The 25,244-nt window shown below is 38.5% G+C and carries 25 protein-coding genes; 11 read left to right on the forward strand and 14 right to left on the reverse strand.

The window, feature by feature from the left end; genetic code table 11:
• Positions 1-2: 2 nt before the first annotated feature.
• Positions 3-1,238, forward strand: a complete 1,236-nt coding sequence (locus ABC255_RS25570) for a glutathionylspermidine synthase family protein (RefSeq protein WP_412997860.1) — start codon at positions 3-5, stop codon at positions 1,236-1,238.
• Entirely contained in the window at positions 1,232-1,621 is a 390-nt protein-coding gene (locus ABC255_RS25575; RefSeq protein ID WP_412997861.1) for a DUF350 domain-containing protein, read from the forward strand. The genes ABC255_RS25570 and ABC255_RS25575 overlap by 7 nt, the downstream gene beginning before the upstream one ends.
• 28 nt (positions 1,622-1,649) lie before the next feature.
• Here the strand turns inward: ABC255_RS25575 and ABC255_RS25580 are convergent, their stop codons facing one another.
• From ABC255_RS25580 to yfkAB, 4 genes are all read right to left on the reverse strand, one after another.
• The gene (locus ABC255_RS25580; RefSeq protein WP_412997863.1) at positions 1,650-2,678 is read right to left on the reverse strand and encodes an ion channel; all 1,029 of its coding nucleotides are present in this window, start codon (positions 2,676-2,678) and stop codon (positions 1,650-1,652) included.
• Positions 2,679-3,177: 499 nt separating this feature from the next.
• Positions 3,178-3,618, reverse strand: a complete 441-nt coding sequence (locus tag ABC255_RS25585) for a threonine/serine exporter family protein (protein WP_412997865.1) — start codon at positions 3,616-3,618, stop codon at positions 3,178-3,180.
• 13 nt (positions 3,619-3,631) lie between these two features.
• On the reverse strand, positions 3,632-4,393 hold the full coding sequence (locus ABC255_RS25590; protein WP_412997866.1) for a threonine/serine exporter family protein: 762 nt from the start codon (positions 4,391-4,393) through the stop codon (positions 3,632-3,634).
• A 113-nt stretch (positions 4,394-4,506) separates the two neighbouring features.
• The gene (gene yfkAB, locus ABC255_RS25595) at positions 4,507-5,625 is read right to left on the reverse strand and encodes a radical SAM/CxCxxxxC motif protein YfkAB (RefSeq protein WP_412997868.1); all 1,119 of its coding nucleotides are present in this window, start codon (positions 5,623-5,625) and stop codon (positions 4,507-4,509) included.
• Between the two features lie 194 nt (positions 5,626-5,819).
• Here yfkAB and ABC255_RS25600 point away from each other — a divergent pair, with 194 nt between their 5' ends.
• Complete coding sequence (locus tag ABC255_RS25600) at positions 5,820-6,611, forward strand: formate/nitrite transporter family protein (RefSeq protein WP_412997869.1); 792 nt, start codon at positions 5,820-5,822, stop codon at positions 6,609-6,611.
• Positions 6,612-6,791: 180 nt separating this feature from the next.
• Here the strand turns inward: ABC255_RS25600 and recQ are convergent, their stop codons facing one another.
• The 5 genes from recQ to ABC255_RS25625 form a co-directional block, all read right to left on the reverse strand.
• Complete coding sequence (gene recQ, locus ABC255_RS25605) at positions 6,792-8,921, reverse strand: DNA helicase RecQ (RefSeq protein ID WP_412997871.1); 2,130 nt, start codon at positions 8,919-8,921, stop codon at positions 6,792-6,794.
• A gap of 152 nt (positions 8,922-9,073) precedes the next feature.
• Positions 9,074-10,636 (reverse strand): fatty acid--CoA ligase, encoded by a 1,563-nt coding sequence (locus ABC255_RS25610; RefSeq protein ID WP_412997873.1) that lies wholly within the window; start codon positions 10,634-10,636, stop codon positions 9,074-9,076.
• 15 nt (positions 10,637-10,651) lie between these two features.
• A complete protein-coding gene (locus ABC255_RS25615) occupies positions 10,652-11,797 on the reverse strand; it encodes an acyl-CoA dehydrogenase family protein (RefSeq protein WP_412997874.1) in 1,146 nt (381 codons plus the stop codon).
• Positions 11,798-11,835: 38 nt separating this feature from the next.
• Positions 11,836-13,359: a long-chain-fatty-acid--CoA ligase gene (locus ABC255_RS25620; protein WP_412997875.1), complete on the reverse strand. Its 1,524-nt coding sequence runs from the start codon at positions 13,357-13,359 to the stop codon at positions 11,836-11,838.
• A 150-nt stretch (positions 13,360-13,509) separates the two neighbouring features.
• Positions 13,510-14,697, reverse strand: coding sequence for an MFS transporter (locus ABC255_RS25625; RefSeq protein ID WP_412997877.1), 1,188 nt, complete (start codon positions 14,695-14,697; stop codon positions 13,510-13,512).
• A 189-nt stretch (positions 14,698-14,886) separates the two neighbouring features.
• Here ABC255_RS25625 and ABC255_RS25630 point away from each other — a divergent pair, with 189 nt between their 5' ends.
• Both ABC255_RS25630 and ABC255_RS25635 read left to right on the forward strand, forming a co-directional pair.
• Complete coding sequence (locus ABC255_RS25630; protein WP_412997878.1) at positions 14,887-15,825, forward strand: glycerophosphodiester phosphodiesterase family protein; 939 nt, start codon at positions 14,887-14,889, stop codon at positions 15,823-15,825.
• Positions 15,826-15,952: 127 nt separating this feature from the next.
• Positions 15,953-16,360 carry a DUF1761 domain-containing protein gene (locus ABC255_RS25635; protein ID WP_412997880.1) on the forward strand — a complete coding sequence of 136 codons (408 nt, stop codon included), beginning with the start codon at positions 15,953-15,955 and terminating at the stop codon, positions 16,358-16,360.
• 43 nt (positions 16,361-16,403) lie between these two features.
• On the opposite strand, the gene ABC255_RS25640 is transcribed toward ABC255_RS25635, so the two are convergent.
• Both ABC255_RS25640 and ABC255_RS25645 read right to left on the reverse strand, forming a co-directional pair.
• Positions 16,404-18,716, reverse strand: coding sequence for a dynamin family protein (locus tag ABC255_RS25640; protein ID WP_412997881.1), 2,313 nt, complete (start codon positions 18,714-18,716; stop codon positions 16,404-16,406).
• Between the two features lie 38 nt (positions 18,717-18,754).
• Positions 18,755-19,156: a tetratricopeptide repeat protein gene (locus ABC255_RS25645; RefSeq protein WP_412997882.1), complete on the reverse strand. Its 402-nt coding sequence runs from the start codon at positions 19,154-19,156 to the stop codon at positions 18,755-18,757.
• Between the two features lie 218 nt (positions 19,157-19,374).
• On the opposite strand from ABC255_RS25645, the gene ABC255_RS25650 reads away from it, so the two are divergent.
• Positions 19,375-19,884: a hypothetical protein gene (locus ABC255_RS25650; protein ID WP_412997884.1), complete on the forward strand. Its 510-nt coding sequence runs from the start codon at positions 19,375-19,377 to the stop codon at positions 19,882-19,884.
• 39 nt (positions 19,885-19,923) lie between these two features.
• Here the strand turns inward: ABC255_RS25650 and ABC255_RS25655 are convergent, their stop codons facing one another.
• The 3 genes from ABC255_RS25655 to ABC255_RS25665 all read right to left on the reverse strand — a co-directional run bounded on the left by ABC255_RS25655 (position 19,924) and on the right by ABC255_RS25665 (position 22,225).
• On the reverse strand, positions 19,924-20,646 hold the full coding sequence (locus ABC255_RS25655) for an amino acid ABC transporter ATP-binding protein (protein WP_412997885.1): 723 nt from the start codon (positions 20,644-20,646) through the stop codon (positions 19,924-19,926).
• A complete protein-coding gene (locus tag ABC255_RS25660) occupies positions 20,643-21,299 on the reverse strand; it encodes an amino acid ABC transporter permease (RefSeq protein ID WP_412997887.1) in 657 nt (218 codons plus the stop codon). The genes ABC255_RS25655 and ABC255_RS25660 overlap by 4 nt, the downstream gene beginning before the upstream one ends.
• 107 nt (positions 21,300-21,406) lie before the next feature.
• Positions 21,407-22,225: a basic amino acid ABC transporter substrate-binding protein gene (locus ABC255_RS25665; protein WP_412997889.1), complete on the reverse strand. Its 819-nt coding sequence runs from the start codon at positions 22,223-22,225 to the stop codon at positions 21,407-21,409.
• Between the two features lie 290 nt (positions 22,226-22,515).
• On the opposite strand from ABC255_RS25665, the gene ABC255_RS25670 reads away from it, so the two are divergent.
• The 5 genes from ABC255_RS25670 (at position 22,516) to ABC255_RS25690 (ending at position 25,240) form a co-directional block, all read left to right on the forward strand.
• Positions 22,516-22,818 (forward strand): hypothetical protein, encoded by a 303-nt coding sequence (locus tag ABC255_RS25670; protein WP_335536303.1) that lies wholly within the window; start codon positions 22,516-22,518, stop codon positions 22,816-22,818.
• A gap of 165 nt (positions 22,819-22,983) precedes the next feature.
• Entirely contained in the window at positions 22,984-23,121 is a 138-nt protein-coding gene (locus ABC255_RS25675; protein ID WP_335536302.1) for a hypothetical protein, read from the forward strand.
• A 17-nt stretch (positions 23,122-23,138) separates the two neighbouring features.
• Entirely contained in the window at positions 23,139-23,312 is a 174-nt protein-coding gene (locus ABC255_RS25680; protein ID WP_335536301.1) for a Fur-regulated basic protein FbpA, read from the forward strand.
• A gap of 92 nt (positions 23,313-23,404) precedes the next feature.
• Positions 23,405-23,740 carry a MerR family transcriptional regulator gene (locus ABC255_RS25685; RefSeq protein WP_179602541.1) on the forward strand — a complete coding sequence of 112 codons (336 nt, stop codon included), beginning with the start codon at positions 23,405-23,407 and terminating at the stop codon, positions 23,738-23,740.
• Between the two features lie 219 nt (positions 23,741-23,959).
• Entirely contained in the window at positions 23,960-25,240 is a 1,281-nt protein-coding gene (locus ABC255_RS25690; RefSeq protein ID WP_412997892.1) for an ammonium transporter, read from the forward strand.
• Positions 25,241-25,244 lie beyond the last annotated feature (4 nt).

Below are 25,244 nucleotides of genomic sequence, written 5' to 3' on the forward strand. Positions count from 1 at the left end.
ACATGTCCACATATACAAAGGACCGAAACCAATTTTACTCCAGATTTCCTGACTTTTGGTCCAACTTATACGGAAGCGAATACAGTCTTTACCATGTTCAAAGCATTACAGAACAGACGCACGCCCTTTTGAAGGAAGCAACGGAACGTATGGGCAGGATATTCTTTAAAACCGCAGGTCTCCTGCGCACTCTTGAAGACGAACAGCTTCTTGAACTTGGTTTCCCTGCTGCAAGTCTTCCATTTCTTCGGATAAAAAGTCTTTTTCCTGAGTCGATTATCTCTAGATTTGATTTTGCTTTGACAAGCAGTGGAGTAAAAATGCTTGAGTTTAATGCTGATACCCCTACTTTTATCGTTGAATGCTTCAAAATCAACGGGGAGGTATGTTCTGAATTCGATTATCGTAATCCCAATGAAAACCAAGAGCGGCTTCTAGCTTCAGGTATCACTAAAGCCGTCCTTGAATCAGGAAAGGCCCATGAGTCACCTAATGTGGTGTTCACTGCCCACCGTGACCATATGGAGGATTGGAATACAACGATGTATTTAAGTCAGTTATGTAATGTCCCTAATCAAATCATCCCCATCTCAGAGTTAAGAATTACCGATGGTGCACTCTTAGATTCTGCGGGTATACCAATTGATGTCTTATATCGGCAGACCTATCCTCTAGAACATTTGCTTGAGGACCGAGACCCAAATAGTGGGGATTTAGTTGGAGTTGAATTATTACAACTTGTAAAGGACCGAAAATTATCAATTGTAAATCCTGTTTCAGCTTTCCTGCTACAACCCAAATCCATTCAATGTCTAGTTTGGGGCTTAGCAGAACAAGAGGGCTTTTATACGGTGGAAGAACGGGATTGGATAAAAACATATATGGTGCCTACCTATCTTGAAGCAGATGGATTTTCAGGTTCTGCTGCCTATGTTCAGAAACCATCATTCGGCAGGGAGGGAGATACCGTTACCATATGGGATACACACAGCAAAGTTGATGTTCAAAATCCCTTCCAAACATATCATAACGAACTGCCTGTCTATCAATCGTATGTCCCTCTTCCTGTTGTTTCACTCGAAACAGAAAAAGGTATCGAAGAACTATCTATGGTATTTGGGTCTTTCCTTATTGCTGGGAAACCGAGCAGTATCGGGATTCGTGCGGGAGGAAAAATCACAGGTAATGAATCTTATTACTTACCAGTTGGCATAAAAAAGGAGGAGTTTAATTGTTAGATTTCTTAATATATTTGGCTGTTTCGTTAGCTTTATTACTCGTTGGACTCTTTTTAATGGAAATCACCACAAAGGTAAAGGAATTCGCCTTAATGGCGAAAGGAAATAAAGCTGCAAGTTATGTGCTGGGCGGTAGACTTCTAGGGCTGGCAATTGTTTTATATTCCGCACTAGCTAACTCCATCTCGCTAGTAGATATGGTCATTTGGGGGGCAGTGGGAATCGCGGCACAGATTATTGTTTTTTATCTAACCGAGTGGCTCACACCTCGTCGGTTTAACGTATCCCAGAGCATTGAAGAAAACAATACTGCAGTTGGTCTTTTTCTACTATTATTGTCAGTATCTATTGGGATTGTTATTGCTGGATGTTTGACATATTGAAAAAACGCGTCTTCTTAGACGCGTTTTTTCATAGCTTTTGATATGTATCCTTATCACATATAATAAATAATCTAGCTTCCTTCGGGATGGGCTCATTCCATTTCTTGAGGATGTTCAAATCATTCCGATCAGCGATTAGCTGAGCCCCTTTTTCTTTAAGTTGTTCATATGCTTCACCATAGGTTTTCCACTCAAGATTTACGCGGACTTCCCAAAGATCACTTCCCCCATCTCCATCCTGTCTGCTTAGCAATTGTGTAAATAGGTGGCTGGCTCCTTTCATTTGTGCCGACTTTGCCATTAGGTTGGACACAGACCCATTTGATAATATAAACTCATCAATCTTTACATGCTTAAAATTATCGACATGCTTTTCGTTGACGATTTCTGCAATCGTATAAATACTTTTATCCGTTCCATCATCATAACGTTCAATGGACGAAGCAACTAAAAGAGTCTTTCCATCCACTAAGTCAGGATTGGTAATACCTTCTGCTGCAAACAGCAAAACAGCTTGGGAATTTTCAATTCGTGCCTTTCTTAATGTCTCTACATCTGTCGGACTTCCTTGAATATAATGAAATCGTTCATGCTCAAAAGGAGTCTTTTCAACTTCATCTATCAATACGATATCCGTTTTCTCATCACCTAAAAATAATTCTTTAATCGTACTCTTACTTTTGGCAGTCCAGCCAATTATGACAAAGTGATTTTCACCTTTATAAAACAACTTACCCTCCTCCTTCCTCTTTTTATACTGGGAGACCCCCTCAACAATCACCCCAATAACCGTTCCAAAAAGACCAATTCCTATTGTATACACCACAATCATAGCCCAAGTTCTTCCTGCTTCAGTAGCTGGATATACATCTCCATAGCCTACCGTAGTCATTGTAGTAAGAATCCACCACACCGCTTGCAAGCTGCTTTCAAACGTCTTAGGTTCTATAATTCGCATAATTTCTGCATTTACAATAATAAAAAGCAAGGTAAACAGAATCACTGTTCGATATTTGTACCGTGAGGCTGTGAGGAACAGTTTACGAAAAAAAAGCATTTCCCCCCCTCCTTTCCATTTCTATTACTATAATTTCTACTAACGGTTCCTATTTCCTTTTTTTAAAGATAGGCACTAATATAATATTAGCGAGATATTATATTGACAAATTCAACGACAGGGTGTAATATTATTAATTGTGCTTTAGATTTCATGTAACTTGTAATAGATAGATAAACGCAATGTAAGAATTTTTTTCTGGCATTCTGCTTATGTTTTAAAAGTAAAACTTATTCACACTGGATCGGCTTCGGAGCCGTAAGGATGTAAGAGAGGTAGGGCTTACATCGTTTAGGTATAAAACCATCAGGTGGAAGAGTAACCGCGGCAAATTGGTCTTTTAATACCATTTATTATATATAAATACTTACCTTGCGATTGCAGATATAAGAAACACACCCAATCACAAGTTACAATAGTGATCCCTTTTGGATCAAAGCAAAAGAAGGCAGAGGATATTCCTCTGCCTTCGTCCAATTCTTCAAGTGTTTTTAGAATTTCAAATCCTTACACCTTTAATTTTTCGTACCACTTGATTGATAACTTCTGAAAAAACAAGACCAAATGCGATTGATCCCGATAGTAACGTTACTTTTGCACCTAATGCTAATGCTTGAAAGTAATCGTCCTCGACAAAGTTTCTCATTGTATCATATGCTAAACCACCAGGAACTAAAGGAATGATTCCTGCAACACTAAAAATAATAACCGGTGTTTTATAAAACTTAGCTAACTCCTGACTGACTATCCCCACAAAAAGAGTAGCTCCTAGTGTGGATAAAACAGGATCTCCCGAATATTTTTCCGCTATATAATAAATAATCCAGCCACCCATTCCGACAAATCCGCATTTTACTAAAGTCTCCCTCGGTGCATTAAAAATCACGCCAAATGCGGCTGTGGCAATAAAGCTAGTGACTAATTGTCCAATGATATCCACATTAAGCCTCCTTTTACAAAAAAGATAAAACTACTGCAATTCCTGATCCGATAGCAAAAGCGGTTAACAATGCCTCCGCACCTTTAGATAATCCCGAAACTAAATGCCCCGCCATTAAATCTCTTACTGCATTCGTGACTAAAAGTCCTGGAACTAACGTCATGACGGACCCAATAATAATTTTATCCAACTGCTGCCCTGCTCCTATTTTTACAAGGAAAAAGGACAGTAAACCAATAATGAATGAGGCCAAAAATTCCGAGAAGAACTTCACAGATATGTACCGGTGAAAGTATAAAAAACCGAAATAACCTACTCCTCCAGTTACCATAGCTGGGATAAAATCAATCCACTCACCCATAAACATAATCATAAAACAGCCGCTGGCAATTGAGGCTGCTGCAACCTGAACCATAAATGGAAAGGTTACATTTAAAGCATCGAGCTCTTTTAGAAGTGTTAGGGCTGATTCCAGATTTAATTCACCGCTAGTAATCCTTCGTGAAATACTATTTACCATAGCTACTTTTTTTAAGTCGGTAGATCTTGTTGATATTCGAATCAACTTCGTCTTGGTTGGCTCCGTACCTTCTGCAGAAAAAATTATCCCGGTTGGAGTTACATAACTGTGCGAATTTTCGATTCCAAAAGCAGCGGCCATTCTCATCATTGTATCCTCAACCCGATAGGTTTCTCCACCGCTTTGAAGCATAATTTTTCCCGCAAGCAAACATACTTCCATAATTTCATATGTAAGTGTTTTTTCATTTTCCATCTAACCTTCACCACATTACACTTTCTTTTTATGATTTCCTAAGTTTAATCAAAAACCTTCTGTTTATCAATAAAATAGACGTCAATAGAAAAAAAGCAGGAGCTCCTGCTTTTTTATTTGCTTATATTGTTTTGGAGATTGGAAAAATCCAATTCCTGATAATAACTATTTTTAACTAAAATATTCGGACCAAGACACGATACAGCAGGACAATGACAACTCAATTCCTTAGCAATCGTAGAAGATTGCCAGTTTTCATACGCGTCTGTCAGCTTTGTATTTAGGACATTCCCGAGTGGCGGTGTATCACCAAAATCTGTAACGATAATATCCCCATTAAAAATATTAACATTTAGACGTGACCGTCCATCAGGATCATTTCTAACCGTTACATTTCGACTTTGAAAGAGTCTAGTTAACAGCTTTAAATCTTCCGGTTGATGACTGCATGCGTAAAAGGGTAACGTCCCAAAAAGCATCCATACGTTTTCATCACGTATATCTAATAAATGATGAATAGCTTCCCTAATTTCATTCAGGGATAACGTTTCTAAATTACTAGCAAAATCACTTGGATACATAGGGTGAACCTCATGTCGCTGACAGAGCATCTCATCAACAATTTGGCGATGTATTTTCTCAAGATGAGGTAATGTTCGTTTGTTAAGCATAGTTTCCGCAGAAACCATTACACCAGCCTTTACTAATTCCCTGCTGTTTTCTACCATTCTGTTAAAATACTTTTCTCGTTGTTTGAAATCAGGCTTGTTTGCCATCCTAGCAAATCCACCCTCAACAAAATCATCTACTGTACCCCAATTATGCGAGATATGTAAAACATCCAAATAAGGAATAATTAATTCATAGCGTGCTAAATCAAGAGTTAAATTCGAATTAATCTGCGTCCGAACACCATGTTCATGGGCATATTTTAATATTGGCACCACGTAATTTTTTATAGAAGACAAGGAAAGCATCGGTTCGCCGCCTGTGATACTAAGGGACCGTAGGGTTGGAATTTCATCTAACCTATGCAAAAGCAAATCCAGAGGAATTGCTTCAGGGTCTTTTGTTTGAAGGGTGTACCCTACTGCACAGTGCTCACAGCGCATATTACAAAGGTGAGTTGTCGTGAATTCGATATTAGTAAGTTTAGGTTTTCCGTATTGCTTGATATCATTATAGGCTTCCCATGGATCATATTCAGGGGTTATTTTTTTCAAATAGGACATAGCAAACTCCTTAAAATCAGTATTAGAAAAACTACTTCATTATAGTCGAAATATGGTTTTTGTGGATAAATTTAATGCATTTTTAAGAAACTTATGTTATTAATTTATCTATTATTCTATACATGCATAATTTAATGTACTATGATTGACACTAAAAAGATAGAATTTGTTCTCTATGGATGGTGATAAAGAAAATGGAAATGCCACTCTTAAGTGAAGTCGAAAAGCTGGCGTTAAAGAAAGTAAAAATTTTCAGACAAAGCCTGTTACGGTATATTTTACGAGCCATGCTTGCAAGTATGTTTATCGGTTTTGGTGTAATCGTTGCATTTAAGACTGGAAACTACTTTTATTTGGAACATTCCCCTTTTGCCTACCCGATGGCTGCTCTCACATTTGGGTCAGCGATTATTTTAATCGCTTACGGCGGAGGAGATTTGTTTACTGGTAATACTTTTTATTATACCTATGCAGCACTAAGAGGAAAAATGGCATGGTTAGAAGTAACCCAGCTCTGGGTTAGCAGCTACATTGGAAATATTTTAGGGGCAGCAGTATTCGCACTATTAATTTTTACAACGGGTCTTTATGAAGAATCGTCGGTTAATGGCTTTTTATTGAGTGTTGTGGAAAAGAAAATGCAAGTTCCAACGATGGAATTGTTCTTTAGAGGAATTCTTTGTAATTGGCTCGTTTGCTTAGCCTTCTTTATCCCAATGGGTCTAAAAGGCGATGGACCAAAAATGTTTTCGATGATGCTTTTTGTGTTCTGCTTTTTTATTTCCGGCTATGAGCACAGCATCGCCAATATGTGTACGTTTGCTATTGCGTTAGTGTTAAATCATCCAGGTACAATCTCATGGGGCGGTGTTTTCCATAACCTAATCCCCGTTACGATTGGTAACTTGATTGGCGGAGGTATATTAATGGCTTGGATGTATCATTTTGTTAATAAACCCTTTTTGGATGAGTATAAGGAATCATAACAGCCGTATGATTGCATTCGGCTGTTTCTTTATCGACAAATTCCCGGGAAATATCAACAAATTAACACGACAGACGACAAATAAATTATTAATTTGCTACGCATAATCTAATTTTGTTAATAATCTATAAACAATGAAAAAACACTGGATGTGTGATCAATCCAGTGTTTTGTTCTATTCCTATTTGTTTTTACTTAAAAAGTATAAATACCCTTTTATCATGAAGTAACTTACTTCTTCAGGCAACTGATCTTTAATGGGCTTTAAACGATCTCTGCCAACCTCTTCCACTACTTTTTCTAGTAATTGAAGGTATTCAGCGGGAATAAGCCTCGTGAAATCTACTGACATTCCTTGTTGAGCACATTGGATTAAATGGTTTTCAACCGTGCTCAGTGCCAGCTCACGTTTTTCAGCAATCTGTTCTACTGATAAGTTTTGCTGGTGCAACTGGAAAGTCTCTAAGTGCGAATCGCCAATAGACTTTTTGGCTGGCTTTTTTGGAGCAGCAGTTGGAATCTGTTCTGACTGTCGGTCTGGATGTGCTTCGCAAAATGAACGAATGGCTTGAATAAAATTAAGTCCATATTTCTTCAGTTTTAGTTCCCCTACTCCACTTACATTTAAAAATTCCTCGTTTGTCCTTGGCAGTCTAGCACACATGTCCTTTAACGCAGCATCAGAAAAAATAACAAATGGCGGCACTTTTTCTGTTTCAGCAATTGCCCTTCTTACTTCACGTAAGGTTTCGAACAATGGGTCATCCTTTGAAATTTCTCTAACTTTAACCGTTTCTCTGCGATGGACTTGTTCTTTTCCAAGCAAGACATCTTTTCCTTTAGGGGAAACATATATTGTAGGAAATTGTCCTTGTTCAATTGCAATTAGCTCCTGGGAGATTAAGAACTCGATAAAATCACTGACTTCCTTTGAACCTTTTTCCTTCATAATTCCGTACGTAGTAAGCTTGTCAAAGCCCATTTCTGTCACTTTTTTATTCTTGGATCCTGTTAGTACTTGAGCTGTCAGTGTTTTACCAAATCTCTGCCCCATTCGAATTACGCAAGACATGACCATTTGCGCTTCTTTTGTTACATCGTGGCTTGAACGGGAATCGAGGCAATTCCCACACCTTCCGCATGTCTCGGTTTCTGTTTCGCCAAAATATTTTAAAATAAATTCCTGCAGACAGTTTTCTGTATGGCAATAGTCGACCATCTGCTGCAACTTTTCCAGTTCCTGCGTCATCCGAGTTCGGTCGCTCGATTGATCTATTAGAAAACGCTGAACTTGTACATCCTGGGAGGAATACAGGAGAATACATTCACTCTCTAATCCATCTCGTCCTGCACGGCCTGCTTCTTGATAGTAGCTCTCCATATTTTTCGGAAGTTGAAAATGGAGGACATACCGGATGTTGGACTTATCGATTCCCATCCCAAAAGCTGATGTTGCAACCATAACGGAGGCTTCATCTTTTAGAAATCGATCCTGCTCGCTCATGCGCTCGGCGTCCCCCATTCCGGCATGATAACGGGCGACGTTGGTATTTTCTTTTTTTAGTCTTTCATAAAGCTGGTCAACGTTCTTCCGGGTGGCTGCATAGATTATTCCTGCTTCTTTTTCATTCTTTTTTAAATAATCTTTAATAAAGTGAAGCCTGTCTTGACCTTTAATCACAGTAAAACTAAGGTTCTCTCTTTCGAACCCAGTAATGATTGAATTCTCTTCTTCGATGTCTAATGTTTCACAGATATCTTCCCGAACCCTTGGAGTTGCTGTTGCTGTTAGAGCAATGACATTCGGTTTTTGTGGAAGGCTTCGAACCATTTGCTGGATATGGCGGTAGCTTGGGCGAAAGTCATGTCCCCATTGTGAGATACAATGTGCTTCATCAACCGCTACTAAAGGAATATCCATTTGTTTAAGGTCCTCAATAAATTCACGAGATTCTAGTCGCTCGGGTGCTACGTAGAGGAGCTTGTACATTCCTTGTTTTGCTTCCCAGATTCGTTGATTGGCTTCATTGTAATTTAGTGAGCTATTGATAAAAGTTGCAGGAATTCCTACCTGTACGAGGGCATCGACTTGATCCTTCATAAGTGAGATTAACGGGGATATTACAATCGTGGTACCAGGTAGAACAAGTGCAGGAATTTGATAACAAATTGATTTCCCTCCGCCAGTTGGCATGACACAAATGGTGTTTTCTCCAGCTAATACAGATTGGATAGCAAGCTCCTGCCCATTTCGAAACGATGAATAGCCAAAATGAGATTCTAACAATTGTTGAGCTTTTTCAAATAACAAAACGTCTCCCCCTTCTACTATTTAATCTTCTCTTATTATACCTTTTTTTGTTGTTCGAGTGTATTTTCTGCCATACGTGAGTATTTCTCGCCATCCGGCAGTATCTCGTACTGAAAAAGGTCGCTGAGACATGCTCAGCGACCTTTTCATCATCATCCCTGTGTAAATAGCTCTTCTAACTGCTTCCGCAGCACAAATTTTTGGATTTTGCCACTTGCATTACGCGGCAATGCTTCACAGAAGACATATTTACGCGGGCGTTTGTAGTTTGCAAGACTATCACTGTTTTTACAATAGGCTTCCAGGTCCTGCTCAGTTAGCTGAGGGTTCTTTTTCACCACAAAAGCAGTAACTGTTTCACCCCAGCGGTCATCTGGCTGGCCGACAATTGCGACATCCAATACACCCTCATGCGCATGTAAAACATCCTCGACCTCACGTGGATAAATATTTTCCCCGCCGCTTATGATCATGTCATCCACACGGTCATTGACATAAAGGAAGCCCTCCGCGTCTAGATAACCGATATCACCTGAATGATACCAGCCTTTATACATCGATTTTTCTGTCGCTTCTTCACGATTAAAGTAGCCTGCCATCATGCACGGACCTTTAACAATAATCTCGCCTGTTTCCCCAACTGGAACCACATCATCAGGTTCTGACGGACCATCCTCTCTAGTACGAACGACGCGAATATCATGATTAAATGCAGCTTGCCCAGCTGATCCAGCCTTTCTAAGCTGATCCTTTTCGGATAAGAAGGTGATAGCAGGACCCATTTCTGTCATCCCGTAGGCTTGAACTAACCCGATACCGAACCGGTCGTGGAGAGCGTGCACAAGAGACGGTGCCATTGGAGCAGCACCATATAAACCAAGCTTCAGACTCTCCGTATTATATTGGCTTAAATCCTCTTGCAGCAGCATATTCCACATAGTAGGGGCTGCAAAAAACTTCGTAATTTTCTCTTGCTGAATTAATTGTAAGATGATCTTCGGATTAAATTGGTGAAGGATGACGTTTCGGGCTCCAGCCTGAATTCTTGGCAAAAAGGCACAGTGAAGCTCAGCGCAATGGAACATTGGAGCGGTAACAAGTCCAACATCTTCTGAATCTAGCTTTTGGGCAGCAATACATAGCATACTTTGGTCTACCATATTTCGATGGCTATGCATGACCCCTTTTGGCCTTCCAGTTGTCCCGCTAGTATAAATAAACGCATAAGTGTCATTTTCATTAACTTCAGCATGGATTTCTACGTTCGAAACCTCAGCTAGTTTTTCTTGGTAGCTTACTGCATAGGCTGGCGATTCTTCGTCAATAAACCAAAAAGCAATCCCATCAAAACGATTTTCAATAGCAGCAATAACAGGCTCCAACGCCTTTTCAAAAAGAACAACCTTAGGAGCTGCATCTGATAGAATAAAAGCCACCTCTTCGGGCATTAAGCGGAAGTTTATTGGATTGAAGATGGCACCTATCTTAGCACAGGCAAAGAATGCAGTTCCTAATTCTTCTGTATTAAACATGAATGTGGAAACACGGTCACCTTTTTTAACGCCTTCGTTTACCAGTGCATTTGCGAGGCGATTTACCTGCTCATTCCATTCTTTGTACGTATAACGGACGTTTTTTCTAACATCATATATCGCTTCCTTGTTCGGATATCTTTTTACCGTTAATTCGAAAATCTTTCCAATAGTGGTTGTCATCGAATCTCCTCCAATTTACAAACCTAAATTTTTAGCAATAATTGTTTTCATAATTTCATTTGTACCAGCGTAAATACTTGAAACTTGAATATCCCGGAATCTTCTCGCAATCTCGTATTCTTCCATATATCCATAGCCGCCATGAAGCTGCAGGCATTCACCTGCAATTTTCTTTGCGGTATCCGTAAGCCTCCATTTCGCCATCGAAACCTTCGTTACCACATTTCGACCATCGATATGTTCAGCTATTAATTGATCTAAAAAAGCTCTCCCCATCTCCACCTCAGTAGCCATTTCAGCAATTTTAAACTGCGTATTTTGAAATTGGCTGACAGGTTTTCCGAAGGCTTCACGACTTTTCACATAGTTAATCGTCCCTTGAAGCATTACCTCTGCTGCAGTTTGTGCTGCAATTGCCACAAGCAGACGTTCCTGCTGAAGTTTATCCATCATATACAAGAAGCCTTTGCCTTCTTCACCAAGCAGGTTCTCCTTAGGTACTTTGCAATCCTCAAATATTAACTCAGACGTATCCTGACTATGAAGACCCACTTTATTCAGCTTTCTTCCTCTTGAAAAACCGGGAGTATCACGTTCTACTAGGAGCAGGCTCACCCCTTTATGTTTTGGTACTGAATTAGGATCTGTTTTACAGGCGACAAGAATTAAATCTGATTGAATTCCATTTGTGATAAAGGTTTTTTGTCCATTCAATATATAGTGGTCCCCATCAAGCTTTGCTGTAGTTTTAATATTAGCGAGATCAGACCCTGTACCTGGTTCGGTCATGGCAATGGCCGTAATAAGTTCCCCTGTTACACACTGGGGAAGCCAGCGCTGTTTTTGCTCCTCAGAGCCGAAAGAATTGATATAAGGGACAACGATATCATTATGAAGGCCCATTCCCACTAGACCAGACCCAACTCTCTCTAACTCTTCATTAATAACCACTGAAAATCCCCAGTCGACACCACTGCCACCATATTGTTCATCTAAATCCGGGCATAGGAAGCCTTGTTCTCCCATTTTTCTCCATAAGGAGCGAGGAATCATTCTCTCCTCTTCCCATTGATCATAAAAAGGGACAGCTTCTTTCTCTAGAATTTTCCTTAATGACTTCCGAAAAATTTCATGGTCTCCAGTTAAATAAGGATGTTTCATTTTGAACGCCTCACTTTCTATTTGTACCCGCTTACCTGCTAAGCATTGACCTGGTTCAATTTTTGACGAAGCTGATATTTTAATATTTTCCCAGAGGCATTCCTTGGTAACTGCTGTTCAATAAAGATCCTTCTTGGAACCTTGTATCCTGCTAGCTTTTGACGGCAGAAGCTTTTCAACTCATCTTCATTAATGACAGCCCCTTCTTTTGGAACAATGATGGCGCATACCGCCTCACCCCATGTTTCGTCAGGCAGTCCAATAATGGCTGCATCTAATACAGCTGGATGCTCGAAAAGAACCCCTTCGACTTCAACAGAATAAACATTTTCACCGCCTGTAATAATCATGTCCTTTTTCCGATCAACAAGGGTAATATAACCTTCCTCATCAATCGTTGCTAAATCACCTGTATAGAGCCAGCCATTTTTTATCGTACTTTTTGTCTCATCCGGTTTTTTATAGTACTCTTTCATAACCATCGGGCTTTTAATAATGAATTCACCTACTACACTAGGTTTAACATCATTACCTTGTTCGTCGACAACGCGTGTCTCAGTTAGAAAAATAGGTTTTCCTCCCTTGCCAAGATGAAGCTTATGCCCCTCTGGATCTAGCAGAATTCCTCCAGGTCCACCCTCGGTCAAGCCGCAAAGATTGTAAAATTGATCGGTTTTAAATAATTGGATACTCTTTTTCACTAACTCGGGTGCCATCGGTGCTGCACCATACCCACATCTGCGGATGGAGGATAAATCGTATTGAGCTGCATTTGGAACCTGAAGTATGAAATTAAACATGGCTGGAACACCAAAGAAGTGAGTAATTTTATGTTCTTGAATGATTTGGAGTGCTTTAACTGGATGAAAATCACGATGGATGATGTGGGTTGCCCCTAAAGCAACACCCGAAATTAGGAAAAGATTTAACTGTGCAGAGTGGAAGAGTGGTGCTACATGAAGAATACGCTCATGTGGACGTAATCCCATATTAATAGTTACAGATATTCCCACATTAAAAATCCTCTTATGATCAAACAATGCACCTTTTGGTCGCCCTGTTGTTCCTGAAGTATATAAGATTTCTAAATCATCTTCTTCAGAAACCTCAATTTCGGGTTCATTCTTACCAGAAGATAAAGCGCTTTCATAGGAGCGGTAGCCTAATATTCGTGGTTCGCCGATAGTAATCACGGTCTCTACATTACTATCGTCTTTTGCTGTAGTAATGATTTCTTCAAATTCAAGGTCACAAACCACTAGCTTTGCCTCTGATTGCTGTAGTATGTAGTGTACCTCGGAGGAGGTTAATCGAAAATTAACAGGTACTGCAACTGCACCGATTTTAGCAATTGCAAAAAAGGTGAACACAAAATGATCCGAATTTTTCATCATCAAGGCTATTTTATCGCCCTTATTTATCCCCATTTCTAGTAGACCATGAGCAAGTCTATTTACTTCCTCATTAAATTGACGGTAGGTATAATTCCGGCCTTCACATTCAATGGCCAAAACTTCCGGGAACTTCCTGGCATTTTGAGATAAAAGACTACCGATATTCATTCATGTTCTTCCTCCTTTTAATAAAAAAATCACCCCAACTTATTGTAACAAAAGTAGAGAATATTTAGAATATTTTAGCGAAAAAATTATTTACTTCAATAATTTAATAAAAGGTCTGCTCCTCTTTAACTCGAGGAACTGACCTTTTGTTTATGATACAATTCTTTCCTTCGGAGTAACTCTTTTTTTCCTAACTTCTATCATAGTTAAAACGATAGCAATAATTAAAAATAGACTGCTTATTCGGAAGAGATTTGCCGTATCAGTGAATAGAGCTATTGCTCCGAAAATCATTCCGCTTAAACCAATTCCTAAATCTATGGCTGAAAAAAACATTCCATTCGCCACACCCCTGCGATTTTCGGGTGTAATGGATAATGTCCAGGCTTGCAAGATAGGCAATGCACAGCCAAAGCCGATTCCAAATAGTCCACCAGCTGCGGCAAGCATAAAATTGGTTTGTGCATAAGACAGGATCCACAGCCCAATAAAGGTAGCGCAGATACAGATAAATACCATTGCAATCGGTCCCTTTTCATCAAACCACTTACCTGTAATGGGTCTAGCCACTGTAGCAACGATGGCATTAAGAATATAGAATAAGAAAATTTGATCAATGCCTTTTTCTTCTCCAAAGATGACGATAAAGGTTGAGACAGAACCATAACCAAGACAAATAATGAAGGTAATAAAAGAAGGATACCAGCTCGATTTCTCCACTAATGAATCAAGGTAGGAGAATTTAAGGTCCTCTTTTTTAGTATTTACTACAGCTTCAGGTGTTCGATAGTGTACGAGTGCAAGCAGCACTACAGATATAAACCCTAAGATGCTAGAAATAGCTATTAGATTTGTAAATGTAGTGACATTGTATAAGAAGATTCCTAGACTAGGAGCAATAATATAAGCAATTGTATTTGATAGCCCAAAATAACCCATGCCTTCACCCAGCCGGGAAAATGGAATTACGTCCACTGCTGCTGTACCATTCACGGTAGTTGACCACCCCCACGCAAGTCCATGCACAAAACGGATTAAAAGGAATACCACGACAATGCTGGAGATTGGATATAGAATTGTAATGGCGAAAAGAATGACTGCTCCTATTATTACGAGATGTTTTCTATGTTTGTATTCAAGCATGAATCCAATAAACGGTCGAATTAGCACAGCACCGATGGAAAACAATGCCGTAACTAGGCCAATTTCCAGCCCACTTGCACCTATGGATTTTATGTAAGGCGGTAAGGTTGGAATAAGCATTTGGAAGGACATAAATACAAACAGATTCCCAACCATCAACATAATAAAAGATTTAGTCCACAAACGTTCTTTCAAAGAAACACCCCAATCTAGAGGAAAAATTTAGTTTATTTCGTATCACTAAATAATAGCACAAAACCCTAGAAATAAAAATATGAATTCATCTCATCTTCGCTATTTTTCATATGTAATCATTACCTTTTTCAGTAAATTCAGGTATTATGAATATATGTCATTTGAGAGCAACTGGAGGAAGGCACTATTATGCAACACGCCACAATAGAGAAAACGAGGAGAAAGAAAACAGTCTTTTTAACTTTAAAAATGATGGTTTCAGCTATTATCATTTTCTTGTTAGTCACTAATCTATTTCCAGTCAAACCAATCAAACAGAAAAGCTTCTTTAATCATAATCGTCCATTAGTCATTGCCCACCAGGGCGGTGAGTTGTTGGCACCTTCCAATACAATGGCTTCATTTGAGAATGCTGCTAACATGGGAGTCGATGTCCTTGAAACGGATATACATATTACCAAGGATGGTCATTTAGTTACGATTCATGACCCCAGCGTTGACCGGACTACCAACGGTAAGGGCAATGTAGCAGACCTTACTTTAGCTGAACTTCAATCGTTTGATGCAGGGTACCATTTTAAAGACTTAGAAGGCGACTATAGTTTCCGTGGTAAGGGTGTCTATATCCCAACGGTCGATGAGATGTTTCAAACATTCAATGACTTGAAAATAGAAATAGAAATAAAAGACGATAATCCACCTGAAAGAATAGAGGAAATTGCTTCGAAATTATGGGACCTCATTGAAAAATATCAAATGGAAGATAAAATTATTATTGGTTCATTCGACCAAAAGATAATCCAAATATTTGAAAAGTATGCAAAAGGCCGTGTCGCCATTTCAGCAGGCAAACAAGAGGTTAAAAGCTTTGTTGTCTTTCATAAATTCTTTCTACGAAATCTTTATGTACCAACAGCCGATGCTTTCCAAATCCCTGTGGAGGATAGCGGCTTTGATTTAACAGACCAAAGGTTAATTGATGGAGCACACCGTCTGGGATTGGAAATTCACTACTGGACGATCGATGACCCAAAAACCATGGAAAAACTGATTGACGCAGGGGCTGACGGTATATTGACAAATCGGCCAGATTTATTGCTCAATTTGCTTGAGGCAAAAGGGTTGTAGATACATGGGGCTACCCTATTTTAAAAAGCACCCTTTATTTTGGAAAGAGTTCCAAATAGTTTTGTTTTTTTTAAAATATCATGCTATAAATCACCAAAAATAGGAAGACAAAAGGGGGGGACGTGGATTGGAGTTCACAAATATAAGTATTTTAGCCATCATTCTGGCGGTTATTGCCAATATGGTGATCGGAGCACTCTGGTATTCTCCTATTCTTTTTTCTAACATTTGGGTAAAAGCTCTAGGTAAGAAAATGGAGGATATTGACCCAAAAGGGGCCTATGTAGGATACGGATTAACCACACTCGGGGGGATTTTCACTGCAGTTGTTCTTTCCCTTTTTATTCAGTTATTAGATACGGTGACCATTTTAGATGGAGCTTTATTCGGATTTCTGATTGGCTTAATTGCTGCATTTAGAGCATTATCCCCTACTTTCTTTGAGAGTCGTAACTACACTTTATTCTTCATTAGTGCAGGCTATCACGTAGTGGCATTGACGATTATGGGAATCATTATAGCTGCTTTCGTATAATGGTAAAGGGTGCCTCATATAAACTGAGGCACCCTTTATTTTATTAATAAATTATGTTTACACCCTTGCCTGCTATAGTAGCCCATTCGAATTGACGTAGTCTAACTTCAAATAGTGTCAATGGATCGCGGAACATTTCTGGGTTCGTATTCATTTTTTTCAGGATATCTTGATTTATCGATATTTGAGACAGTGATACTTCGATTTCTTCATTAAGGGTCTTCAATGGCTGTCTAAAGAACAATGTGATGTCTCTTTCCAATGATTTTTCAAATAGCTCAAACTGTTGGAAAAACCGTTCAATAACAATCTCAGTGGATTCGGAATAGCTATCATTTTTCACAAATGCTTTATATTTATTATAAAGCATGGCTTTATTTTGAGATAATGCCCCAAAAAGCTTCCCAGCACTTTTTAATAAGAATTGTGATGGAGTGTTGCGAAGTAAGATATTTACCTTTTCTAATTGAAACCGGCTCGTCATTCGATCCGTATCCCGATGCCAATCATCAAGTACTTTAAAGTCACATTCTGTCTTAATTCGCTCTTCCCCATATAAGCTATTTAAACCTTCTGCCATCTCATCTAAAAATCCCTGTCCTTGCTCGAATTCCTCTTTACTGCTGTTAATCCATTCTTGAAGTGCTGTATAATACTTCGGCATAACACTTTGCTCTAGGTAATCTTGTATTCTATTGTTCATCACATCATTTAGCTCGATATGAATCGTACTAATGTTGCTGTCCTCTTTGATTAGCTCCGAGCATTCCTGAAGTATTTTTGGTACTTCGATAGAAATCTCATTTTGAATACTTTCCTTTATGCCACGGTATGACCTTGTGATCGCTTTGATTTTTTGCGCCTCAGCATCCTTTAATTGATTAAGAGCTCCATTTAACTTCATTACCACTTCTTCATTCCAGCGGACCGACTCAATTAATTGATTCTCAACATCAATCCTCTTTTGCAGCAGTCTGGAAATCGTAGTCCGTATGAAGAATAAAAGCTTAGCCAAGCGCTTATCTGCTATGTTTCTAGTATCTTTGATTGATTGGATAAAGCCCTTTAATTCAACTAATTGCTGTCCCCTTTCGTATTGGGAAGAGTAGGCAAATACCTGCGCCTCAGGTAAATAAGACTGTATCTTCGACTTCGTTTCATCGAATATCCTGATTGCATCATGCTCATTTACAATCGTATCCATCTTATTTAAGAGAAAGTGGACAGGAATATCAGGTGCAAGCTCATTAATTTGTGATAGAATACCCTTCTCTATCTCGGTAAATGGAGCATTTGCATCTAACACAAATAATAACGTATCGGCCATTTGGACATATTGCAGTACTTCATACCGTTCTTGGCGGCTGCCTTTTAATCCTGGCGTGTCAATTAAAGCAAGCTTTTGCTCATATAAAACTGGAAATGGCTGTTGAAATTCGATAATTGACTCAAGTGCATTCCGGCGCCGATCCATTCGCTCCTGGAAATGTGTAAAATCTGCGAGTGTAATGGTATCATGATCGGTTATTTCATAAATATTTAGGTCCTCAACGTCTTTGAACATTACAAGTGATGACGTTGGACTGTCCTGAATTTCTTCACCCAGGATGGAATTTACGAAAGTAGACTTTCCACATCCGCTCAAACCTGTAATGAATAGGTGTTGAGTATCAAAATCATTTAATTGCTGAACCATCCATTTTAAGTGGTTATTCTCACCCATATCATTTGCGTTTGCCCAACTAATGATTGCCTCAAAGAGACTTAAACTCTCTTCTAACTCGTCAATATTACTATCTGTTTCACCAATAAGATTTTCAGCCTCACTGACAATGGACATGCTTATACTTGTAGGAAAAAGCTCATTCCATGACAATACCGCAGCAGATACTATGACTGTATGCTTCGGAACAGCTAATCGCAGCCAATTGGTTAAAAGATCAGGTACTAGATCTTCTAGCGTTTTAATGGAATAGTCTCCATTTATTAATCTAAAATAGGTTTGATAATGAAGCTCTGAAAGAGATTCATTATGATGATTTCGGCTAATATCGAGATTTAATAATAGATGATTTACCTCTCTTAGCCATGTAAAATATGAATCTTCGTCTTTGTAACTTTTCCAAAGGGAAGTTGCAAGCTCTTCAAACTTACTCTTATCTAAACTAAACAATTCAAAGATTGCCTGTATAAAGTAATTTGGATTCAAGCCTCTTGTAAGGTCTTTCTTTACATACGAATTCACCGTCTCAAACCAATCGATTGAACCTGTCCGTTTCGCTTCATTTACGGCAAGCTCAATCGCATTGCCCCAATCCTGCTGATCCTCAAAATAGGTACGTGCGATATCAGTCACATTTGGGTAATCTGGGTTTGAATCAATCGTTCTCTTGATTATCTCAATGGCTTCCTCACGTTTTTCCCGATCAATGTAGAGTGAAAAAGCTGCAGAGCAACTTCTGTCTTCAATGTAAGATCATTGGTTTCAATTGAAAGATAAAGATCCTCTGCGTTTGAGAGAAGACCTGATTCATAATAGGCATCGGCAATATTTTTCCTAGCCCATAATTCGAGTTCTCCGGCAATATTTTCCCATTTGAAAATGGCTGCTTCAAAGTCTCGATTATGAAAATAGATTTCACCTTGGGCAAAGCGAATAGATGTTAAATTGGGCAGGTCCTTTTGAAGCTCTTCCTGATATGCATCACCTAAAACACGTATCGGCTGTACATTTTCATGCTCATTTATATACATTTGATAATACGATTTATTAATTAACTGACTCTCTAACGTCATGACTGTCCCTCCAATTACCCCACTTCTTTTGTATTCATATGGAAAAGAGGCAGATTTATTCCTTTATATAATACGAACTACTTACTCATTTTTAGTCCCAATTATGTTAATTTTACCAAACGATTTTTTTATTCTGGTTTCAATTATATTTCATTTAGGATACAATACTTTCAATTAAACTTCTACTTTTTGCCAATTAACGACAAGGAGCATTCACTTTGAAAAAGATTGAAGCTGTTTATTTGGCAGATTTAATTAAAAAGTCAACACCTGCCAAATATAATATTAAATTGATGGAAACAGTTAATAGAACATTACTTGGTTTTCATCAATGGACTAATGGTAAAAAAACTTTGGCTGGATTTGAAGTTACTCGTGTCGATAGTGATACTAGCTACTATTTTCTATTTATCGATTGGCACCGCAATGACAACTATTATTTAGTCATTTACCTGCATAATAAATCAACGACAGCAGCGGAACTGAGGGTCATTGAAGAAATGGATGGAATCCCTCATATTGTTTGGATGTACAATCCTTTAAAACGTGACGGGAAAAATGATCAAAGAAAAGCCTATTTCAAGCAAATGTTCGGCTCAAGAAAGGTACATATCAAAATTCCTGAATCTCCTTCTGACATAGAAGGATTCTTCGACGAACTATTTAGACTCTGCCAAAATCGTATAAAAGCAGATAAGATTGTCGACGTTTTTGATTTTGAAATATAGGAATAGCAAAAAACAGGGAGGCACCGAGCCTTCCTGTTTTTATAAAACCTTACTCAAAAAGGCTTTGGTTCGAGATTCCTTTGGATGGTCAAATAATTCATTTGGGGTATTTTCTTCAACGATAAGCCCGCCGTCCATAAATATTACACGGTCTCCTACTTCCTTCGCAAAACCCATTTCATGAGTGACGACCACCATGGTCATGCCTTCTTTGGCAAGCTGTTTCATAACCTCCAAAACTTCTCCGACCATTTCAGGGTCAAGTGCTGAGGTTGGTTCATCAAATAGCATTATTTTTGGTTCCATTGCAAGCGCCCTTGCAATCGCTACACGCTGCTTTTGACCACCTGACAAGGAATCAGGATACGCCTCAGCTTTATCCTCTAATCCTACTTTTCTTAAAAGCTCTAACCCCTTTTTCCTTGCCTGCTCAGCAGAAATATTTCTAACCTTCATCGGGGCAAGCATAATATTTTCGATGACCTTTTTATGTGGGAAAAGGTTAAACTGCTGAAACACCATCCCCACTTCCATCCGGATTTTATTAATATCTGATTTTTTATCAGTAATATCTATACCTTCAATATAGACATGTCCATCTGTAATTGATTCTAGTAGATTTATACATCGCAGGAAGGTAGATTTACCTGAACCAGATGGACCGATAACAACTACAACCTCTTGGGGCTTAACGGTAACATTAATATCCTTAAGGACAACATTAGCTCCAAATGACTTTTTTAAATTTTTCACTTTAATCATTCTGTGGCTAACCTCCTTTCAAGACGCGATAATACGTAACTTAAAGAAAGCGTTAAAACAAGGTAAATAAGCGCTGCCGTAATATACGGCTCCCATACTCGGAAATATTGTCCTTGCATAGCTCGTCCCCAATACATGAGTTCAGGTGCTGCCACTAACGATGCAAGTGAAGATTCTTTAATTAGGACGATAAATTCATTACCTAACGGTGGAATCATTCGTTTAAACGCTTGTGGAAGGATAACATAACGCATAGCTTGTACATGCGTCATACCGAGAGAACGGGCCGCCTCCATCTGCCCTTTATCAATTGATTGAATTCCTGCACGAAAAATTTCCGCTATGTATGCAGCAGAGTTTAATGACAGAGTTAGAATAGCGGCAGCAATACCATTTGTACCACCTGTAAACAGAGGTACTACGGCAAAATGAATCAACATAATTTGTACGAGCATTGGTGTACCACGGAACAAAGTGATATACAAGCTAAAAGGAAATGATAAAAACTTATTTTTCATCATTTTCCCTAACCCGATAAACAAACCAAGTATTGTCCCTATTAAAATACCAGCTAATGATAGTCCAATTGTTAGCAGTGTCCCTTTAAGAAAAAAGGGTGCGTATTCCGCTAAAATATTCCACTGAATATCCATAATTAATCCCCCTATGAGACATTGAAACTCTGTTAAATTATGTAAGACTAGGTTTCAAATAAAAATTGCGTAACTTCTAGTTATTAAGAGTTACGCAATTTTCGTTATTATTGTTGGTCTTTCAGCAATTGTACATCTGGATCTACCTTAAACCATTCTTTGTATATTTCTGCATAAGTTCCATTATCAAACACTTCGTTTAGCGCTTTATCAAAATCCGCTTTTATCTTACTTCCCTTTGGGAACATTAATCCGTAGAATTCTTGAGCGAATGCATCCTTATCTTCAATGATGACAAATTTATCATTTCGATTATTTTTCGCATATTCTTCAATTACTGTATTATCCGCAACAACCGCATCTGCTCCTCCAGCCTTCAGCTCAAGTATTGCTAAGTTATTGTTTTCAAACTTTTTAATTTGATCACTGTTTTTACCAAGAAGACCTTCAACCGCTTCCTGCCCAGTTGTTGCATTTTGAACAGCAACTGTTTTATCCTTCAAATCTTCTGCACTTTTGATATCACTGCCTTCTGGAACCATAATCTTATTGGTAGATAAGAAGTATGGTACAGAGAAGTCATATGTTTTCTTTCTATCATCATTAATTGTAATGGACGAAATACCAATATCGGCAATTTTCTTCTCTAATTCTACGAATATTGGATCCCAGCCTGTGTGAGCAATATCAATTTTGTATCCTGCTTCTTTAGCTACCGCTTTAATTAAATCAATATCAAATCCTACAATTTCACCTTTATCCTGATACTCAAATGGTGCGTAGGCTGCGTCTGTTACAACGCGGAGAGTTTTCTTTTCTTTACCAGAATCTGAGCCATTCCCACTGGTTTCACTAGAACCGCAAGCAGTTAGGATTAACATAAAAGCCATGACCATAAACGTTACTAAATATTTTGCCTTCTTCATTCTTGACCCCCCAAAATATTTTTTTAATAAACCAATCTTTAAAACATTTAAAATTTTTAGAATATAGGTGATTATAACCTTTTTTGTTGACTTATTCAATATTTTATTATCAAAACTTTACTGTTTTAATACGCTAAAAAAGTAATATAAAAATAGTATTAAAAAGATAATTATCATACTCTGTTCACTTTTCATTTAAGGTCATGTATATTTCTAGGCACCTGCCCACACTCTCCGCAGATGACTACATAATCTATATGGTATTAATTTAAAAAAGGGAGAGTTGCCCAATGTATCCTTATGGCTATTATCAAGTTCCGCAAGTGCAGTATGATTACAATCAATATGAACAGTTGGATCCGTATGCACAACAAAACCAATACGACCAGTATGATCCTGATAGACAACCACAACAATTAGAGCGCAGAGTCAATCAGCTCGAAAGAGAAAATCAGCGTCAGGAAAGAGAAATCAATCAACTTCAACGTGACGTTGCCCAACTTCAACGTCGTGTACAACGTATCAATCAACGCCTGCGTCAAGTGGAAAGACGTTTTAACTTCCCATTCACCCCATTCGATGGCGAATATTAAAAAGTATGTAAGAACCAGGCGATTAACGCCTGGTTCTTTTTAATTTGTAAGATTTCCTCTTGCAAATAAAATATCTTGTCAGTGTTTCTGACATAATTCCTGACAAATTCAAATTATTTCGTTAACTTTTAGGATACATACTGTTTAGATAAGGGGAGATTGCCGATGTATAGGACGAATGATATTAAATTAGCAGAAAAGATTCTTCAGCTAGATAAACAAAGGGATGAATTGTATGAAGAGCTTATGGTAAAACTGGGCTCACGTGCACATGAGCTGATTAGAGCACTTCAAAATCGATAATCAGGGAGTGAAGGAGCATGACAAATCAATTGCGTAAAGGAGTCGAAACACTTAAACTATTTTACATTAATAGATTAATTGAGTCTGGTCTTTATAACGCTTCTGACGATGATCTACATTCCCTCACTTTAAGTGAACTACAGATTATTTTCAAAAAGACATTCCCCCCAAAAAATAAACTAAACAACTAAAGCACCAAGTATCATAATCCAATCAATGTAAGAAAAATTAACATAAAATACGGTATATAACATAATCACAGTAGAGCGTGGTGAGATCAAAAATGGCGAATGATTCTTCTTATAAAGATAAAAAGGTGATAACGATTGGGATTGTAAGAGATCTAACCGGTCTTTCAGAGCGTCAAATACGCTATTATGAGGAACGAAAATTAATTTTTCCCGAAAGATCCTCTGGCGGGAGTAGAAAATATTCCTTTGCAGACGTTGAGTTATTAGTGGAAATTGCCAACAAGATTGAAGATGGTGTTCAAACTCATGAAATTAGAAAAGAAATGCTTCGAGCTCAGAAAAAGCAAAATCAGAATGATGTTACACGTAAGATGATTCAAGGACAATTAAATGCACAATTCGGTTTACGAAAAGGACCATCTTCTTAATATCGAGGATGGATTTTTTTTGTCATAAAACTACACATAAACATCGGCAAGTTCCCTCTCCCCTAGCCTGCTATCATGAAAAATTCACTTATTTTACTTAGACTTTCAAAAACAATGTCAGGAAACCTTACACAATTGTAGAATCTACATCAAATCCATGTAAAAATACAAATACATCGAATGTTAAGAAAATTAACATGAACTTAAGGGGGAGAAATAATGGATACTTTATTCTTAATGAACAGTTTATGGGTAATGGTTGCAGCAGTACTTGTTATACTTATGATAGGAGGCTTCATTCTACTAGAAACTGGATCAACCCGAATGAAGAATGCAGGACATATTGCAGGGAAAACAATACTTACATTTGGTATTGGCTCCATTGTTTTTTGGGCAGTTGGTTATGGTTTAATTTTTGGCTCAGGAAACGCACTGATTGGTTTCTCAGACTTTTTCTACTCAGGATATGACATTGAAGGTTTATCACTTTCCGGAGCTGTTTTCTTTTTATTCCAATTAGCCTTTTCAGGTATATCATTGACCATTGCCTTCGGCGGTTTTGCAGAAAGAGCTAAATTAGGAGCATACCTAGTATTTGCGGTACTATTCTCAGTAATTGTTTATCCACCGATTGCCCACTGGATTTGGGGCGGCGGCTGGTTAGCAGAACATGGTAAGCAAGATTTCGCAGGCTCAACGGTTGTTCACTTAACAGGAGCGATGGCAGCATTTGCAGCTACGTTAATACTAAAGCCTCGTATTGGAAAATACAATAAAGATGGTTCAGCAAACAATCTCGCAGGACACAACCAAGTATTCACAGCACTAAGCGTATTACTCTTATGGGTTGGCTGGTTTGGATTCAATGCAGGAAGTACAGTTTCTGTTGACGGTGCCTTCTTTGGTTTCGTAGCAGTTAACACAAATTTGGCCGCTGGTGCCGGTGTGATCGCAGCAATGATTATTTCTTGGATTGTCATGGGTAAAGCAGATGTCCCAATGATGTTGAATGGTGCCTTAGCAGGTTTAGTTGCAATCACAGCCTCTTGTGCATTTGTTGATACATGGGCTGCAGTCCTAATTGGGTTCATTGCAGGTTTCCTAGTATTTTATAGCATTCGATTCTTTGAAAGCAAAAGAATTGATGATCCAATCGCAGCATTGTCTGTACACGGTGTAGCAGGAATATGGGGTACCTTATCAACAGGTTTTTTTGCAACACCAGAATTAGCAACAGTTGGTCAGCCAGGGTTATTTTACGGAGGCGGCTTACACCAACTTGGAGTTCAGGCATTAGGAGTTGTAAGCAGTGGAGCTTTTGCCTTTATCGTTTCTTTTATCCTATTAACCATTATGAAAGCCGTTATGAACGGTTTGCGCGTTACAGAAGAAGAAGAAATTATCGGTCTTGACATGAGTGAGCACGGAAGCTATGGTTACCCTGAAATGGTAAAGACTGAAAAAACTTTAATTAGTCCAGATTCAAAGCTAAACGCTTAATATA

Origin of the sequence: Neobacillus canaveralius, assembly GCF_047237705.1 — a bacterium.
GTDB lineage: Bacteria > Bacillota > Bacilli > Bacillales > Cytobacillaceae > Neobacillus > Neobacillus niacini_K.

What these genes read in the sequence shown, in the direction of transcription:
- ABC255_RS25570 (WP_412997860.1), top strand. Translation starts at nt 3, where the DNA reads ATGTCCACATATACAAAGGACCGAAACCAATTTTACTCCAGATTTCCT.
- ABC255_RS25660 (WP_412997887.1), bottom strand. Translation starts at nt 21,299, where the DNA reads ATGGATATTCAGTGGAATATTTTAGCGGAATACGCACCCTTTTTTCTT.
- ABC255_RS25655 (WP_412997885.1), bottom strand. Translation starts at nt 20,646, where the DNA reads ATGATTAAAGTGAAAAATTTAAAAAAGTCATTTGGAGCTAATGTTGTC.
- ABC255_RS25610 (WP_412997873.1), bottom strand. Translation starts at nt 10,636, where the DNA reads ATGACAACCACTATTGGAAAGATTTTCGAATTAACGGTAAAAAGATAT.
- ABC255_RS25580 (WP_412997863.1), bottom strand. Translation starts at nt 2,678, where the DNA reads ATGCTTTTTTTTCGTAAACTGTTCCTCACAGCCTCACGGTACAAATAT.
- ABC255_RS25590 (WP_412997866.1), bottom strand. Translation starts at nt 4,393, where the DNA reads ATGGAAAATGAAAAAACACTTACATATGAAATTATGGAAGTATGTTTG.
- ABC255_RS25600 (WP_412997869.1), top strand. Translation starts at nt 5,820, where the DNA reads ATGGAAATGCCACTCTTAAGTGAAGTCGAAAAGCTGGCGTTAAAGAAA.
- ABC255_RS25690 (WP_412997892.1), top strand. Translation starts at nt 23,960, where the DNA reads ATGGATACTTTATTCTTAATGAACAGTTTATGGGTAATGGTTGCAGCA.
- ABC255_RS25685 (WP_179602541.1), top strand. Translation starts at nt 23,405, where the DNA reads ATGGCGAATGATTCTTCTTATAAAGATAAAAAGGTGATAACGATTGGG.
- ABC255_RS25645 (WP_412997882.1), bottom strand. Translation starts at nt 19,156, where the DNA reads ATGACGTTAGAGAGTCAGTTAATTAATAAATCGTATTATCAAATGTAT.
- ABC255_RS25630 (WP_412997878.1), top strand. Translation starts at nt 14,887, where the DNA reads ATGCAACACGCCACAATAGAGAAAACGAGGAGAAAGAAAACAGTCTTT.
- ABC255_RS25675 (WP_335536302.1), top strand. Translation starts at nt 22,984, where the DNA reads ATGTATAGGACGAATGATATTAAATTAGCAGAAAAGATTCTTCAGCTA.
- ABC255_RS25620 (WP_412997875.1), bottom strand. Translation starts at nt 13,359, where the DNA reads ATGAATATCGGTAGTCTTTTATCTCAAAATGCCAGGAAGTTCCCGGAA.
- ABC255_RS25665 (WP_412997889.1), bottom strand. Translation starts at nt 22,225, where the DNA reads ATGAAGAAGGCAAAATATTTAGTAACGTTTATGGTCATGGCTTTTATG.
- ABC255_RS25670 (WP_335536303.1), top strand. Translation starts at nt 22,516, where the DNA reads ATGTATCCTTATGGCTATTATCAAGTTCCGCAAGTGCAGTATGATTAC.
- ABC255_RS25615 (WP_412997874.1), bottom strand. Translation starts at nt 11,797, where the DNA reads ATGAAACATCCTTATTTAACTGGAGACCATGAAATTTTTCGGAAGTCA.
- ABC255_RS25680 (WP_335536301.1), top strand. Translation starts at nt 23,139, where the DNA reads ATGACAAATCAATTGCGTAAAGGAGTCGAAACACTTAAACTATTTTAC.
- yfkAB (WP_412997868.1), bottom strand. Translation starts at nt 5,625, where the DNA reads ATGTCCTATTTGAAAAAAATAACCCCTGAATATGATCCATGGGAAGCC.